Origin of the sequence: Paenibacillus sp. FSL L8-0641, from assembly GCF_038006265.1 — a bacterium.
GTDB lineage: Bacteria > Bacillota > Bacilli > Paenibacillales > Paenibacillaceae > Paenibacillus > Paenibacillus polymyxa_D.
The window spans coordinates 1,347,899-1,362,653 of sequence record NZ_JBBOUW010000001.1; the positions used below are offsets into that span (position 1 = coordinate 1,347,899).

Genomic DNA, 14,755 nt, shown 5'->3' on the forward strand with positions numbered 1-14,755 from the left:
CCGTATGGATGGTCCAAGCATATATAACAGAGACAGAGTGCTACAACATTATAATGACAGGGAGGGAGCGCCTTATGCAAAGTCGTAGCCCTAATGCTACCGAAGGCATTGACGTGTCCCGATATCAGGGAACGATTGATTGGAAGCGTGTACGAGCCGATGGTAAATCGTTTGCCTTTATTAAAGCGAGTCAAGGACAGCGTTACGTCGATCCGACATTTATCACGAATGCAAAAGGGATCAAGGCAGCCGGGATTCTCCTGGGAGCGTATCATTTTGTAGATGCGACCAGTGTAAACGCAGCAAAAGCGGAAGCCAGGCATTTCGCCGAGGTGCTGGATCAGGTGGGTGGTGCGAAAGCGCTGGACTTGCCAGCGGTGATGGATTACGAAAATAATCCGGGAGGGCTTAGATCGGCCGCGATTCATGAGATTGCGTTGGCATTTGTAACGGAATTTGAACGGGTAAGCGGCCGTAAGCCGATGGTATATACAGGGAATGCTTTTGCTGCCCATTTCAAAGCGCCATTGGGTAGTTATAAGCTGTGGATTGCGCGTTATAGCACACGGGTGCCCGGCGACACCACGGCATGGAAGCGCTGGGACTTTTGGCAATACAGCGATAGTGGACGGGTTGATGGGATTCAAGGGCCGGTTGACCTGAATGTATACGCCGGAACAGAGGCCGAGCTACGTCAAGCATTTGCAGGAGAAAAGGGGGATGAGCCAATGACAGCAGAGGAAAAAGCGGCATTTAAGGCCCTGCAGCAGCAGGTCGCCGCGCTTGAGAACAGCAAAGATGTGCTCAAACAAACATTGAATGAACAAAGCGCTTATATTAAAAAAGTGGATCAGCGGGTAGCTGAGCTGGAGGCGCGTCAGGCTATGCCTGTACCGACCTGGGCGAAGGAAGCAATGGCTGCCGCCGTTGCATTTAATCCAGCAAGCCCGATTGTGGATGCGAAACTGCCAAGCAGTTACGATTTTTATCGCTTACTGGTCGTACTGAACCGTTTGGGTGTGTTTAAAACAACCAAATGATCTTTTGCAAATCTTATGCCCGGAAGGGATTATTTTCATGTAAACCAAGCCATACTCCTGAAACGTAAATAGACAGGCGGTTCAGAGGCAACCGCCTGCACTTATTGTAAAGTAATGTTCTTCATGATTTCTACATAAGCTGAACTAGCGCGCTTTAAAAGCGTGAATCATTGGGTGAAAATGCAGCATGTCTACCAGCCTGATCAAGCTGTAAAGGCCCCTGTATGTTTGTTTATTTCAGAAGATACCTGGGAATTAGGATATAAAGGATGTAGGTTTGGTGCTGAATACATTTTTGAGGTAAGATCATGCTCCTACTTGAAGGTTGAAGACCACAAGCAGGAGTATTTATTTGATGTGATCGTGTCTGTAGGTTTGTAATATTAATTAACATGATGAATAAAAACATATCGGAATGTATGAAAAACCCCCTTGTCTGCTTCCATATTTTATAGTAAAGTATCCAATAATCAACTTTGTTTGAGCATAATATTCACTGTTTGTGAGTATATATCACACTTTCACCACGACCTAACATACTCCTCTTTCTATTTATTACATCACATCTATTCATTACCCTACAGCATCTCTTACACCACTAGATTATGAACACTTCTGTCCTACTACACCTATTTGATGAACTCGGAACTTGGGACCACAGCTTGAGGACAAGCTTGTCATGTCCACCAAAGGAATTGGCATTCACCCGGTATCAACGAATTAACAATATATAAGGTGTGAAAGGGGTTTGCTGCATGAGCAAAAAGTACGCAAAACACAAAATCTGGACCGTACTGCTGGTACTTGCGCTAGGAGCTGTTCTGGCGCTATCCGGTTGTGGGGGATCAGGTGAAGGAGCAAAGCCAGAGGCAGGGAAAACACCAAGCGGAGCAGGAGAGGGCGTGCAGGACACGCTCATTTATGGACGCGGCGGAGATTCCGTAGCGCTAGATCCTGCCATTGTGACTGAAAGCGAGTCGCTAAAAATCGGAATGCAAGTCTTCGACACACTGCTGGAATACAAGGAAAACACAACGGAGATCCAACCGGGGCTTGCAGAGAGTTGGGAAGTATCACCGGATGGACTGGTCTATACGTTCAAGCTGCGTCAGGGTGTAAAATTCCATGACGGAAGTGACTTTAACGCAGAAGCGGTTGTGTTTAACTTTGACCGCTGGGTTGATCCGAAAAGTCCATACAAATTTGAAGGTGACTCATTTGACTATTATGATTCTATGTTCGGGCCTGATGGAAGTAGGGTGATTAAGGAGGTTAAAGCGGTAGATGCAAATACCGTCCAGTTTACACTAAACAAGCCGCAGGCGCCGTTTTTACAAAATATCGCCATGCCATCCTTTAGTATTGCTAGTCCCAAGGCTATTCAGGAGAAAAAGGCTGACTTCAAGAGTAATCCGGTCGGCACGGGACCTTTTGTATTTAAGGAATGGAAACGGAACGATACCATTACCTTGGAGAAGAATCCAAACTATTGGAAAGAGGGGCAGCCGAAGCTGGCAAAGATCATTGTTCGTTCCATACCCGACAATACTGCGCGATTTAATGCTCTGCAAAACGGGGAAATTGACCTGATGGAGGATTTGAACCCGGATGATGCGAAGCAGTTAGAAGGTAACAACGAGTTGGTGAAAATTGAACGTCCCTCCTTTAATGTGGCGTATATTGGATTTAATTTGAAGAAAAAGACATTCAACAATCCCAAGGTGCGGCAGGCACTGAACCACGCAGTGAACAAGCAAGCCATTATTGATGCATTGTTTGCCGGACAGGCCAAGCCTGCGGTCAATCCGATGCCACCTACGTTATGGGGATACAACGATAGTATTCAGGACTACGCCTATGATCTGGATAAGGCTAAATCTTTGCTGGCGGAAGCAGGCTTTCCTAACGGGCTTCCCGAGCCTTTAACCTTCTATGCAATGCCTGTATCTCGTCCTTACATGCCTGACGGCAAAAAGGTGGCAGAGGCCATTCAAGCCGATTTTGAAAAAATAGGCGTCAAAGTCAACATCCAATCTCCAGAATGGGCTACATATCTGGATGATCTTAAAGCTGGAGAGAAGGATGATCTGTACATGCTGGGATGGAACGGGGACAATGGTGACCCGGATAATTTCCTTTATACATTGCTGGACAAGGATACGATTCCAGGCAATAACCGCAGTTTTTATGTGAATGAGGAACTTCACAAAATATTGGTGAAGGCTCAGGTTGAGGTCGACCAGGACAAGCGTGCGGAAATGTATAAACAAGCACAAGTGATTATTAAACAGGATGCGCCGTGGATTCCATTGGTTCACAGCACACCGCTGATGGCAGGTAAAGCGAATCTCAAGGGTTTTGTACCTTCTCCGGCAGGTATTGAAGCGTACGGAAATATTTATTTTGAATAGCTCAAACGCAAGCAGGCGGTGAATAGGATATGAACTCATATATTGTAAAAAGACTGGCCATATTGATTCCAGTATTGCTGGGCATGACGCTCATCGTTTTTTCCATTATTCATGCCATTCCGGGAGATCCGGCGGAAACGATACTGGGAGATAAGGCTACGGAACAGTCCAAGCAGGCGCTACGTGAGCAATTGGGGCTGAATAAGCCGTGGTTACAGCAATATGGGGCCTATTTAGGTGAGTTGGCACAGGGGGACTTGGGCGATTCCATTCGCACCAAGCAGCCGATTGCCCGGGAAATGGTTCCTTATCTGGCGGCTACGCTGGAGTTGACAGTAGCAAGCATGTTTTTTGCCGTCGTTGTCGGAATGAACGCCGGTATCGTGAGCGCCTGGAAGCGAAATTCCTGGTTTGACTATGTCAGCATGATCATTGCACTGGTCGGAGTATCGATGCCGATTTTTTGGCTGGGCTTGATGGAGCAATGGATCTTTGCAAATAAGCTGCATTGGCTTCCTTCCATCGGACGCATGAATTCCCGTGATCCGGTGGAAGCTGTGACACATTTAGCCGTGATTGATGCGTTCATAGGTGGGCGTATGGATCAGGTGTGGACCGTCATCAAGCATTTGATCCTGCCCAGTATCGCACTTGGAACGATTCCAATGGCGGTCATTGCGCGCATTACCCGTTCCAGCATGCTGGAGGTTATGGATGCCGACTATATCCGTACGGCTCGGGCGAAGGGGCTGGCATCTTTTCAAGTCGTGTACAAACATGCGCTTAAAAATGCTGCGATCCCCGTACTTACTGTCATCGGTCTTCAGACTGGCTCACTACTGGGAGGCGCGGTACTGACAGAAACCATTTTTGCCTGGCCCGGCATCGGACGGTACATTTTTGAAGCGATCAGCTCGCGTGACTATCCGGTTATTCAAAGCGGAATTCTGATCATAGCGTTCCTGTTCGTCATCATTAATCTGATTGTCGATTTGCTGTACGCGGTGCTCGACCGGCGTATCCGTTATCAGTAATCAAGTCGCCAATTGTTCAAGGGGGAGCTTGTCCGATGTCACAATTTTCAATGGAACCCAACAACATACCGACGACACGCAGTTCATTGTCGCATTTGCCTGTCGTGACTGGCCCTTGGAGGGACGCATGGAGGGCATTCCGTCACAATAAAATGGCGTTCGTCGGCCTGAGCATTATTATCTTCTTTGTCATCATTGCTTTGATCGCGCCGTGGATTGCTCCTTTTGACTATAAAGAGCAAAATTTGGCTAGCCGTTTGCAGCCTCCTTCTGCGGAGCATTGGTTCGGTACGGATGATCTCGGTCGAGATTTACTGACTCGCACCCTGTATGGAGCCAGAATCTCGTTGTGGGTCGGTTTCTTGTCTGTTATTGGTTCAATGATTGTAGGAACAGCCTTAGGTTTAATCGCAGGATTTTACGGGAAATGGGCAGATATGGCCATCTCGCGGCTATTCGACATTTTACTGGCATTTCCGGGGATTTTGCTGGCCATTGCTATTGTGGCCATTCTAGGGCCTTCATTGGAAAATGCGTTGTATGCCATTGCCATTGTCAATGTGCCAACGTATGGAAGGTTAGTTCGTTCTAAGGTGCTGAGTGTCAAAACGGAGGAGTATATCACTTCTGCTAGAGCGCTTGGAGCCAATAATACACGAATTATCCTCCGTTATATTTTGCCTAACAGCCTGACACCAATCATCGTACAGGGAACGTTGGGGATCGGAACGGCTATCATTGAAGCGGCAGCGCTTGGATTTCTAGGCTTGGGTGCACAACCTCCTGAGCCAGAGTGGGGTAAAATGTTGTCCGATTCGCGGCAATATATCCAGAACGCGCCGTGGACAGTTATTTTTCCGGGGATATCTATCATGCTGACCGTATTAGGCTTTAATCTGATGGGTGATGGGCTGCGGGATGTATTGGACCCGAGGGCAAAGCGTTAGAGCAAAAGTGGTGAGGGATATAAAGTTGAGTAAAGAGGTGTTCTCTGGCCTGAATCCAATGGCTGGGGAACACCTTTTTTATATTAGATTTTCAAATTCGATTCGAACTGAAAAAGTACAAGTTAAAAATATGTTTACTATTTAATATCTTTCGTATATATTAATATTTGGAAATTATTTTTTCACAAATATTTCCTACAAAACTAGATTGAATTAACAGAGGAGATTATTTCAATGAGCATTTCATTAAGAATAGAACGTAAATCCGGTGGTGAACCAATCGAGTTTGTAAAAGGTGAGATCACTGGCTTTACTTATAAAAATAATAGTTCCCTAAACCTTTCAGCTAAGTCTACAAACTTGGTTCATTCGCTACATATTCTAAGCAAAATTCCGCTTCATTCGCTTCCTTCAGTTATAGACAATGCGGATAATTCCAACATGCTGTACACATGGGCAAACACAGAATATGAACCTGATACTGAGGATTACTATCGAAAATGTAATATCCAAATCGTTAGAAATGAAAACACAATTCGAGATATTACGTTTACACACGCTTACGTACATGAGTATCAAGAACAGATTGATACCAGCAAAGAGATTCTTGAGTTTGAACTTGTTTTAAAACAAAAAGAAGATCAATTGGGAAAAATTCAATATAGTCCTCAGTTAGAACTTAAGGAAACAAGAGAAAAGGAACAGTCTGATGTCTCGGAAAAAGTACTAGAAGATGCATATAGTAAGAATATGTTAGTGTATGCAGGAAGTAATACTTTTCCGTTTGAAAATCCTATGGTAGAACTAGAAAAGACTTGGGTGCGAGGCGTAGAGAAGGTAAAGAATTCTTCAGATACTGTACTACATTATCCTGATCGTAAAGCTTTTACATTAGTAGCTGTTCCTATAGCTCGAAAGAAGTACGGGGACATCACAGCCAATTTACTTCAACATTCACTTGATTACAACCCAGGAAATTTACACTTTAACGAATGGTCATATGAGGCGCAGCAAATTAAAAAATCTAAAGAACACATCGCAATAGTTAATGACGAAGTCAAAAAAGCTAATGCTAATAAAGCTAAAAGTTTTTCGAATAATGAATCTAAGGGATTAGAAAGTGATAAAGATTTATATAATGCTTTTCACAAGATGTATTATAAAATAAATGGAAACTACGTTGACGGGCAATGGAAAATTACTACAATATATTATGATAAATATAATTTTGAGTATAATTTTAAACAAATGTTTACTGGGAACAACAAACTTGGTTGGGCTGCAGCAAACCTAACAAATTTAATGGAATCATGGGGAACATTAAATGAGTATACGTCTTATGTAACAGTAACTGATACAAGAAAAGCTTGGAAGTGAGTGTGAATTGTAGATGAAGCGTAGATATATCTTTATTTTGATCTTGATCTCTCTACTAGTTATAATTACTACTCTAATTTTCCTGGTGAATTCTGGGGATGATACGAAGTATAAATACCCATCAGGCAAAGATACCGTAGAATATTTTGGTGACGGGACTTTTCAAATTTTTAGAGGGGGGCCGGACGACCCTTTAATACTTTATAATCATCTTGCTGATCCAACGGAAAATACTGTTGATAATATTGTGTCATATAAGATAAAAAACAATATCGTATATGTGGTTGGTGAAAATAGCTTCATTAAGCTGGATTCAAGTACCAACACATACAAGCAAAAGAAACGGATTTCCGATTTTACTTCCGAAGATAGAGAAATATTCAATAAATTAATGGAAAAATAGAAGTTATCATAAGCAAAAACAAGTCTCGGGACATAGTTGGGACTTGTTTTTTTATTTCTCATCGTCTGACCACTGGCTTGACTTGATAGGCGATAATGCGCTCAGTCCATAAATCTTGCAGATTGGTATACAATCCTTTCTACTCTTACGAATAGGTGAGATAGTTTGATGCTTACATATATAACTGAAAGTCATGTGAGCTTTCATGAAGCGCGAAAAAAATGTATAATCACTCCAATTGAGTACGTAGGGAGTGGGATTTATGACATGGCAGGACAAGAGAGAGCATCGGCAATTTGCGGAACAGACACGAAGCGACGCTTCACGGGCCGCATATGAACGGGATTACTCCCGTTTGATTCATTCACCGACTTTCCGTCGGTTGCAGGGTAAATCACAGGTATTTGGTGCAGGCACGGGCGATTATTATCGCACACGACTGACGCATTCCTTGGAGGTAGCGCAAATTGCGCGTGAAGCATCCCGAAGCTTGCTGCGCCGCCATCCCGAAGTAGAGCTGGAACAGGCAGATAACGCAGGACTGATCATTGACCCTGAGGTGGTAGAATGTGCTTCCATCGCACATGACTTTGGGCATCCCCCGTTCGGACACAAGGGAGAAGAAGTACTGGACGGGATTTTGGATCAACTGATTGAAACAAAGGTAGAAAAGATATCCTCTGCCGGAGGCTTCACACCGGAGTCCAAGCGTGGACAGGAGGCCTATGCGCGTGAGCGACGAATTTATGAGCATTTTGAAGGGAACGCGCACAATTTCCGGCTGATTATGTTTTTGGAGAAGCGTGAGAACGTGGATGGTTTGAATTTGTCGGACGCTGTGTTACTGGGGATCAACAAATACCCGTACCCAGGGATTCTGAACAAAAAAGGGTTGTATCTGCATGAGTGGGAATATATACGTTCCATCCGCGAGGATTGGGGTATCCCTGATGGTAAAAAAACGCTGGAAGCCCAGCTTATGGACCTGTGCGACGATATCGCTTATTCTGCGCATGATTTGGAGGATGGGATTAAGGCTGGAAAAATCGAGGTACACGAGCACTTCTTGTATGATCCGTATTTAATTCGTCTGATTACGGAGAAAATCACCACGTTGGAGGATAGCTTCTGGCAAGGCTGGCAACTGGCTCAGATTGAGCAGAAGGTAGCGGCTGTACTGAGTGAATTTTTGAAGGTGTGGAATGGCAAGATGCCGATGTGTGAACACGATTATTCCCGGACCCGCCGTGAAGTGAAGGCATACTGGGTCAGTCTGTTTGTCAGCAGCTTGGGTGTCATTGATGATGGAAATTGGAAAAAGGTGACCTTTGTACGGGATGGAAACGAAGATTTGGATATGCTGCGTACTGTGAGTGTATTGAAAAGCTTTGCTTGGGTTACGATGATCCGCGATCTGCGCGTACAGCGACTGCAAAAACGGAGTGAGTGGATGCTCAAACGACTTTGGTTGGCTTTTCTGGACCCGGAAACATCCAAATCTATTATTCCAAGCGACTGGCTCCAGCGCTATGAGCGCGACCAAGCCAAGACGAAGCCGATCTGGACATGGGAGCATATGGTTATAGACTATATTGCAGGCATGACCGATGCTTTTGCTGAAAAAATATATAATGAGTTATACGGCCTGAAGGTGGGTTCCATTTATGATCTGGATTAACCTTTAAATTCCCCCTATATAGTAGAAGAAACTGGTTTGTAGCTGATAGTAGGAGGGAGGATTGTGTCTATGCCATCTCGGTCTTTATCTATAAAAAGGTTGAATCTCGGTGTGCTCGATATGGTGCCGTTGCTGCCCGGTAACCGTCCGGAGCAGGCGGTTCAACGAGCTGGCGAACTAGCGAGACAGGCAGAAGCGTGGGGATATACACGTTACTGGACCTCGGAGCACCATGATATGGAGGGGCTGGCTTCCTCCAGCCCGGAAGTGCTGCTGTCTCATATCGGGGCGGTGACGAAGACAATCAAACTGGGTGCGGGTGCTATCTTGCTTCCGCATTATAGTCCAGTCAAGGTCGCGGAATGGTTTCATCTGCTGGCCGCTCTATATCCTGGCAGAGTCGAATTGGGTCTGGGGAGAGCACCTGGTGGGGGACCTCATGCTTCGATGGCACTGAGCGGCAATTTTCTTCAACATGTGACGGAGCTGCCACAGACGATGGAAGCTCTATTGGCTTTGCTGGAAGGTACTTACGAATATGAACAGGTGCCTGTGTTTGCCCGGCCAATGCCTGAACAGCCGCCAGCAGTGTGGATGCTGGGCACAAACCGAAAAAGTGCCGAATATGCCGCCCAGTATTCAACAGGCTATGTATTCGGTCAGTTTATGAGTGAACATCAAACAGAAGAGATGCTCAGCATTTACCGCTCCAGCTTTCAGCCATCCAATCGGATAGACAAGCCACGTACCATGGTTGCTGTAGGCGCAGTATGTGCCTTGACGGATGAGCTGGCGCAGCAATGGGCTGCTCAGATTACATTGGGCGACCCGGCAATTCGGGCCAGCTGGCTGGTGGGAACGCCGTCGGTTATTGCCGAACGGTTACGTGGCTTGCAGATTAAATATGATAACGATGAGTTTCTGTTGGTCACACCGATTCCCGATTATGAGCAGCGGCTTCACTCCTACCGTCTAATAGCGGAGGCCGTAAATTCTAGCCTTGATTCCTAATGAAAAGATGAAAAGAGATCTGACATGAATAAACAGAAAACGAATATCGATGAAATGAAACCAAGCTACGTGTATACCTATGCGTGTCATGAAACAGAGCGTGAGTTATGTCTTTTGGAATTAAAATGTTTGTTCGGTCAGCCGCCCGTGCAGGATTCCATCCTGTTGTCCCATCGACGGCTGGAACCGGGGACCAGCCCGTTTATTCATCTTCGGCTGGATGTAGTGACAGATGCGGGAACACTGGAAGAGCTATGCGAAGCAGCCTCTATGTTACAGCTTGAGGAAGGAAAGACTTTCAAGGTGTTGTGCCTTAAAGAAGGTGACCATGAGGCCGGCTATGACGAGCGGCGCGGGATCGAACGCCGAATTGGTGCACGCATTCATGGCCAGGCGCAAATGAAGACACCGGATATCATCCTTGGTGTTATTCGGATAGGACAATGGTGGCTACTGGGCAGGTGTCAGTATAGCGATAGATCGTGGCAGGAGCGTCGTCAGAAGCCGCAAAATTATTCTACTGGACTACCCGTTCTGGTAGCTAGGGCACTTGTGAATTTGGCAGCAACTGATCTAATAGCAACAAAGGGAGAACCAGGCTCATTGAAACTGCTAGACCCGTGTTGTGGTATGGGCAATGTAATGATTGAGGCATTGAGTATGGGAAAGGATATTCGCGGTTGTGATATCAATCCGTTGGCGGTGCGTGGGGCACGAGTGAATTTGCGTCATTTTGGATATGAAGAAGATCTAGTGAAACTCGGGGATATGAATAAGCTCGAAGGCACATACGATGCGGCCATATTGGATATGCCCTATAACCTGTGCTCCGTGCTCCCGGCTGATGAACAAAAGAAGATGCTGCGCAGTCTGAGACGCTTGGCCGCGCGGGCGGTGGTCGTGAGCACGGAGCCGATGGAAACATTGTTATCCGAGTCAGGTTGGACCCTTACGGAGCAATGTCGCATACATAAGACAGGTATGAGTCGGGAAATCTGGATCTGTAAGTAGTGTGTTAATACTGAGTTTTATAGTTAACCAAATTCAACGGCAGTTCCTGATCAGCGGCATAGGCATTCAAATTAGTAAGAAAAATATCTACCGCTCGTTCGGCGTATCGGTCCGTATCGCCTGCAATATGCGGTGTGATCAAAACATGGTCCAGACTCCATAGTGGATGTGACGCAGGTAGTGGTTCTTCCTCGAATACATCCAGTCCGGCAAAGGCAATATGCTTTTGCTCCAAAGAGCGTACAAGCGCATCCGTATGAACGGTTCCACCGCGACCTACATTAATGAAGAAGGCTCCCTTACGCATAGCTGCAAATGCTTTTTCGTCAAAGAAGTGGTGGGTCTCCTTGGTGAATGGCAATATATTTACCACGATATCCGCTGCTCCCAATGCATCGTGTAGTTGTTCGTTAGTATACATATGCTCTACATGCGGAGCTTCCTTACCAGAACGCCGGACTCCGATTACCCGCATGCCAAAGGATTCTGCAATCCGCGCTGTTTCACGGCCAATTTCGCCAACGCCTGTAATCAACAGTGTTTTGCCACGTAATTCCGTCAGTTGGCCTTTCGGTGGTTGCCATGTTTTCTGACGCTGCAAGAGAGCTGCTTGCTGTAAATAACGTGTATGCGATAGCAGCATTCCAAAGATCTGCTCTGTAATTGGAATGGCATGCACACCACTCGTATTCGTGAGTAAAATGTTACGCTTCTCCAATTCGGTAAGCGGTAGCTTATCAATCCCAGCCGACCAGGTTTGTATCCACTTCAGCTTGCTGTCTGGATGTAATGCATCTTCGGCAATATGCTTGGACCAGCCCAGAATAATCTCGGCTTCCCGGATTTGTTTAGATTCTAATTCCTGAGCTTTGCCAATAATCAACTCGTAGCCCGAAGCCGCTGCACGAACTTGTTTTTTTTGCTCTTCCGTCAGTTGATGTAAGCTTAAAATGTTTCCCATAGTTCATAGCCTCCTCGATTTTTAATTCCTTGGAGTTTCCAATATATTCTGGCGAACCATCTTTTCAAGAATAACAGATTGCTGAAAAAATTGCATAAGAAGGATAAAAACGAGCTCGCGGTGTCACTATATATAACAACAAATGGCTTTACCCTGATTAGGGACAATCCAAACAGCTGCTTTTGAGATATCCACAAATATCTATAGCAAAGGAGGTAAAGGTTGATGAAAGATGAATCGCAAAGACTTTTTACAGCTATTGCTCTCCCAAATGAGCACAAGAAGAACTTACATCATTGGGTGGAGCAGGATTTGAATGATCTTTCTTTTCGCAAATGGGTTGATTTCAGAGATTACCACGTGACACTTCAGTTTTTGGGTGATGTGGAGACCTCGGTTATCCCGAAACTTGAGCAGGTTTTAGTTCAAGCGGCAGCTGAGCATCACCCGTTCACACTTGGCATTGGAGAAGCAGGTTTTTTTGGCCGTGAAGAATTTCCACGTGTACTCTGGAAAGGAGTGACTGGACAGCGAGAGTCGCTAGAGCAGCTATATCAGTCTATACTTCGTGCTACCAAACCCCTTGGTTTTAAACCTGAGGACAGACCTTATTGGCCTCATATCACCGTAGCACGTTCGTACACAGGGGGACAGCCCGTTCCAGCTTCTGTGTGGCAGCCAAATGACCGAAGCGGCGGGCCTTGGGAAGTGGGAGAATTTGTTTTATATGCAACACGATTGGGTCAAAAACCAATGTACCAAATAATTCAAACATTCCCATTAATGAGGCGAAACCCTTGATCTATCAGCGAATTTAGTGATATAGTGTTTCAGCGTTATTCAAAAAGCGCATTTTGGGTTACATATCTGAGGAATGTGCTTAAGTTAACGGGAGGAACATTATGGAAATTATTAAAGAACATCGTTGGTTTGCACCTCTTTTGAGTGTGCTGCTTGTTTGTATATTGGGGATAGGCCTCTACGCTGAGGTTCAGCAAACACAGAATAATCATAAAAATGCATCCATGCATTCTCTGAGCTGGTCAGGGAACTCTGCAGCTCCTACATATGGCGACAGGATGGGGACCCATAAAGGGTCTAACAGGACAAGCCCCATCTTTGTTGCTGCTCATGGGCAGCCAAGCTGGAAAGAAATCATGCCGACTCCGTTACCCGCTTCCCAGATGAAGCAGGCGGAACAAGCTCGGAATAACGTTGCTACAGGCAAGAAAAAGCCTGAGGTCCAGCATAGCAAGTCCGCAATCCTAACCCCTCCTACAACCATCTACTTTACGAAGACAAAAATGCTCACGCAGGATGACAAGGCGTTGTCTACCTGGAGCTATACTGTCTCCGCTAAAGAACTGCTCCTGCTGCAAAAAATAGTGATGGCAGAAGCAGAAGGCGAACCGTACGAAGGCAAAGTGGCAGTTGCCAACGTTGTCTTAAACCGGCTGCGGTCAGCCCCATTTCCCGATACGATTCAGGCAGTGATTTATCAAAAAGCGCAATTTAGTCCGGTCGCGAACGGGCGTCTTCGTCGTGTTCAGCCCAACCAGGACAGCATTCGTGCGGTTACTGCTGCTTTGAACGGCCATAAAGCCGTGCCTGATAACACCTGTTTTTTCCTGTCGCTTACGTTGGCCCAGGACCTTACGGTTCATCATTCCCGTACCAAGGTGAAAACGATCGGTCATCATACCTTTTATAAATAAAGGCACCCTTCTACAAATAACAGCCCTTTCTAAACAATAGGGTTCAGCTTTGTGAACGGATTTTGTGGTACAGGTGAAGCCAGTATGCAAAAGAGGTATAATAGGTAAAGGAAAGTAACCCAAATAATGAAAGTGACAAAGGAGGCGTAGATGATATGAAAATCACATATTATGGACATTCAGTTGTACTGGTAGAGGCAGAGGGGAAACGGATTATTATTGATCCTTTTTTGACGGGAAATCCTAAAGCAACCGTACAGGCCGAGGATATTCAGGTGGATGCCGTGTTGTTGACACACGGTCATGCCGATCATTTTGGAGATGCTGTTGAAATTGCCAAGCGCAATGATTGTCCAGTAATCGCGGTCGCGGAACTGGCCGAATATTGTTCATCCTTGGGGGCTAAAGCTCACGGTATGAATCTGGGTGGGAGTCACCACTTTGACGGTTTCCATGTGAAATTCACACTTGCGTTCCACAGCTCATCTTTGACGGTGGACGGAAAACCCATTTACATGGGAGAGCCAGCGGGAATTTTATTGACCATGGGAGGCCGAACCTTTTTCCATGCAGGGGATACTGGTCTGTTTGGCGACATGCGTCTCATTGGGGAGACTAACTCCATCGATGCTGCGGTATTGCCGATCGGAGATGGTTATACGATGGGACCGGAGGATGCACTGCTGGCAGCAAAATGGCTGCGTGCAAGTCGCGTAATACCAGTGCATTACAATACGTTCCCGGGTATTGAGCAGGACGGAGATGGCTTCTGTGATCGTCTGCACAAAGAAGGCATTGAAGGGAAAGCGTTGAAGCCCGGCGAAAGTCTCGAATTTTAATACGGATATCTGATTTGCGTGAATACACTAGATTGCTTATAAACTTATCATATCTCCTTTGTCAGCCTTTTCTGTTCCTTAGAGGAATAGGAAAGGTTGTTTTTTAAAAGTGAATATTTATACATAAAAATGAGATAAACTTGCATTGATACGTTGAAGCTGTAATGTAAAAGATTTATTATCACAATCATAAAAACTTTGAATTGCTAACATGATAGGTCAATGATAAAATGATAGAACTAATTAGATTCATCAGTGGAATCGACGTATTTTTCAAGTCAAGCCATTGCATAATTATTGAAAAACATACGCATTCGGTGGACCGTAC

The 14,755-nt window shown here is 45.5% G+C and carries 13 protein-coding genes; 12 read left to right on the forward strand and 1 reads right to left on the reverse strand.

Annotated features, from left to right (window positions below; genetic code table 11):
* Positions 1–74 precede the first annotated feature (74 nt).
* The 9 genes from MKY16_RS06060 (at position 75) to MKY16_RS06100 (ending at position 10,912) form a co-directional block, all read left to right on the forward strand.
* Entirely contained in the window at positions 75–1,040 is a 966-nt protein-coding gene (locus MKY16_RS06060; RefSeq protein ID WP_340954599.1) for a glycoside hydrolase family 25 protein, read from the forward strand.
* A 755-nt stretch (positions 1,041–1,795) separates the two neighbouring features.
* On the forward strand, positions 1,796–3,451 hold the full coding sequence (locus tag MKY16_RS06065) for an ABC transporter substrate-binding protein (RefSeq protein WP_340954601.1): 1,656 nt from the start codon (positions 1,796–1,798) through the stop codon (positions 3,449–3,451).
* 29 nt (positions 3,452–3,480) lie between these two features.
* Positions 3,481–4,485, forward strand: coding sequence for an ABC transporter permease (locus MKY16_RS06070; RefSeq protein WP_340954603.1), 1,005 nt, complete (start codon positions 3,481–3,483; stop codon positions 4,483–4,485).
* A 35-nt stretch (positions 4,486–4,520) separates the two neighbouring features.
* A complete protein-coding gene (gene nikC, locus MKY16_RS06075; protein ID WP_340954604.1) occupies positions 4,521–5,432 on the forward strand; it encodes a nickel transporter permease in 912 nt (303 codons plus the stop codon).
* Between the two features lie 234 nt (positions 5,433–5,666).
* On the forward strand, positions 5,667–6,809 hold the full coding sequence (locus MKY16_RS06080; protein ID WP_165144627.1) for a hypothetical protein: 1,143 nt from the start codon (positions 5,667–5,669) through the stop codon (positions 6,807–6,809).
* Between the two features lie 13 nt (positions 6,810–6,822).
* Positions 6,823–7,212 (forward strand): hypothetical protein, encoded by a 390-nt coding sequence (locus tag MKY16_RS06085; protein WP_185156333.1) that lies wholly within the window; start codon positions 6,823–6,825, stop codon positions 7,210–7,212.
* Positions 7,213–7,474: 262 nt separating this feature from the next.
* A complete protein-coding gene (locus MKY16_RS06090; protein WP_039269516.1) occupies positions 7,475–8,890 on the forward strand; it encodes a deoxyguanosinetriphosphate triphosphohydrolase family protein in 1,416 nt (471 codons plus the stop codon).
* Between the two features lie 69 nt (positions 8,891–8,959).
* Positions 8,960–9,901 (forward strand): MsnO8 family LLM class oxidoreductase, encoded by a 942-nt coding sequence (locus tag MKY16_RS06095; RefSeq protein WP_165145386.1) that lies wholly within the window; start codon positions 8,960–8,962, stop codon positions 9,899–9,901.
* A 24-nt stretch (positions 9,902–9,925) separates the two neighbouring features.
* On the forward strand, positions 9,926–10,912 hold the full coding sequence (locus MKY16_RS06100; RefSeq protein WP_340954607.1) for a methyltransferase domain-containing protein: 987 nt from the start codon (positions 9,926–9,928) through the stop codon (positions 10,910–10,912).
* Between the two features lie 4 nt (positions 10,913–10,916).
* Here the strand turns inward: MKY16_RS06100 and MKY16_RS06105 are convergent, their stop codons facing one another.
* Complete coding sequence (locus MKY16_RS06105) at positions 10,917–11,873, reverse strand: D-2-hydroxyacid dehydrogenase (protein ID WP_029516183.1); 957 nt, start codon at positions 11,871–11,873, stop codon at positions 10,917–10,919.
* 225 nt (positions 11,874–12,098) lie between these two features.
* Between MKY16_RS06105 and thpR the strand changes: the two genes are divergently transcribed.
* From thpR to MKY16_RS06120, 3 genes are all read left to right on the forward strand, one after another.
* Complete coding sequence (gene thpR / locus MKY16_RS06110) at positions 12,099–12,674, forward strand: RNA 2',3'-cyclic phosphodiesterase (RefSeq protein ID WP_340954609.1); 576 nt, start codon at positions 12,099–12,101, stop codon at positions 12,672–12,674.
* A 101-nt stretch (positions 12,675–12,775) separates the two neighbouring features.
* Positions 12,776–13,588 (forward strand): cell wall hydrolase, encoded by an 813-nt coding sequence (locus MKY16_RS06115; protein WP_029516185.1) that lies wholly within the window; start codon positions 12,776–12,778, stop codon positions 13,586–13,588.
* Positions 13,589–13,743: 155 nt separating this feature from the next.
* A complete protein-coding gene (locus MKY16_RS06120; protein WP_340954612.1) occupies positions 13,744–14,427 on the forward strand; it encodes a metal-dependent hydrolase in 684 nt (227 codons plus the stop codon).
* Positions 14,428–14,755 lie beyond the last annotated feature (328 nt).

Bases quoted from the DNA above. Each gene is read 5' to 3' on its own strand.
- MKY16_RS06060 (WP_340954599.1), top strand. From the start codon at position 75: ATGCAAAGTCGTAGCCCTAATGCTACCGAAGGCATTGACGTGTCCCGA.
- thpR (WP_340954609.1), top strand. From the start codon at position 12,099: ATGAAAGATGAATCGCAAAGACTTTTTACAGCTATTGCTCTCCCAAAT.
- MKY16_RS06085 (WP_185156333.1), top strand. From the start codon at position 6,823: ATGAAGCGTAGATATATCTTTATTTTGATCTTGATCTCTCTACTAGTT.
- MKY16_RS06095 (WP_165145386.1), top strand. From the start codon at position 8,960: ATGCCATCTCGGTCTTTATCTATAAAAAGGTTGAATCTCGGTGTGCTC.
- nikC (WP_340954604.1), top strand. From the start codon at position 4,521: ATGTCACAATTTTCAATGGAACCCAACAACATACCGACGACACGCAGT.
- MKY16_RS06070 (WP_340954603.1), top strand. From the start codon at position 3,481: ATGAACTCATATATTGTAAAAAGACTGGCCATATTGATTCCAGTATTG.
- MKY16_RS06105 (WP_029516183.1), bottom strand. From the start codon at position 11,873: ATGGGAAACATTTTAAGCTTACATCAACTGACGGAAGAGCAAAAAAAA.
- MKY16_RS06115 (WP_029516185.1), top strand. From the start codon at position 12,776: ATGGAAATTATTAAAGAACATCGTTGGTTTGCACCTCTTTTGAGTGTG.
- MKY16_RS06080 (WP_165144627.1), top strand. From the start codon at position 5,667: ATGAGCATTTCATTAAGAATAGAACGTAAATCCGGTGGTGAACCAATC.
- MKY16_RS06100 (WP_340954607.1), top strand. From the start codon at position 9,926: ATGAATAAACAGAAAACGAATATCGATGAAATGAAACCAAGCTACGTG.
- MKY16_RS06090 (WP_039269516.1), top strand. From the start codon at position 7,475: ATGACATGGCAGGACAAGAGAGAGCATCGGCAATTTGCGGAACAGACA.
- MKY16_RS06065 (WP_340954601.1), top strand. From the start codon at position 1,796: ATGAGCAAAAAGTACGCAAAACACAAAATCTGGACCGTACTGCTGGTA.
- MKY16_RS06120 (WP_340954612.1), top strand. From the start codon at position 13,744: ATGAAAATCACATATTATGGACATTCAGTTGTACTGGTAGAGGCAGAG.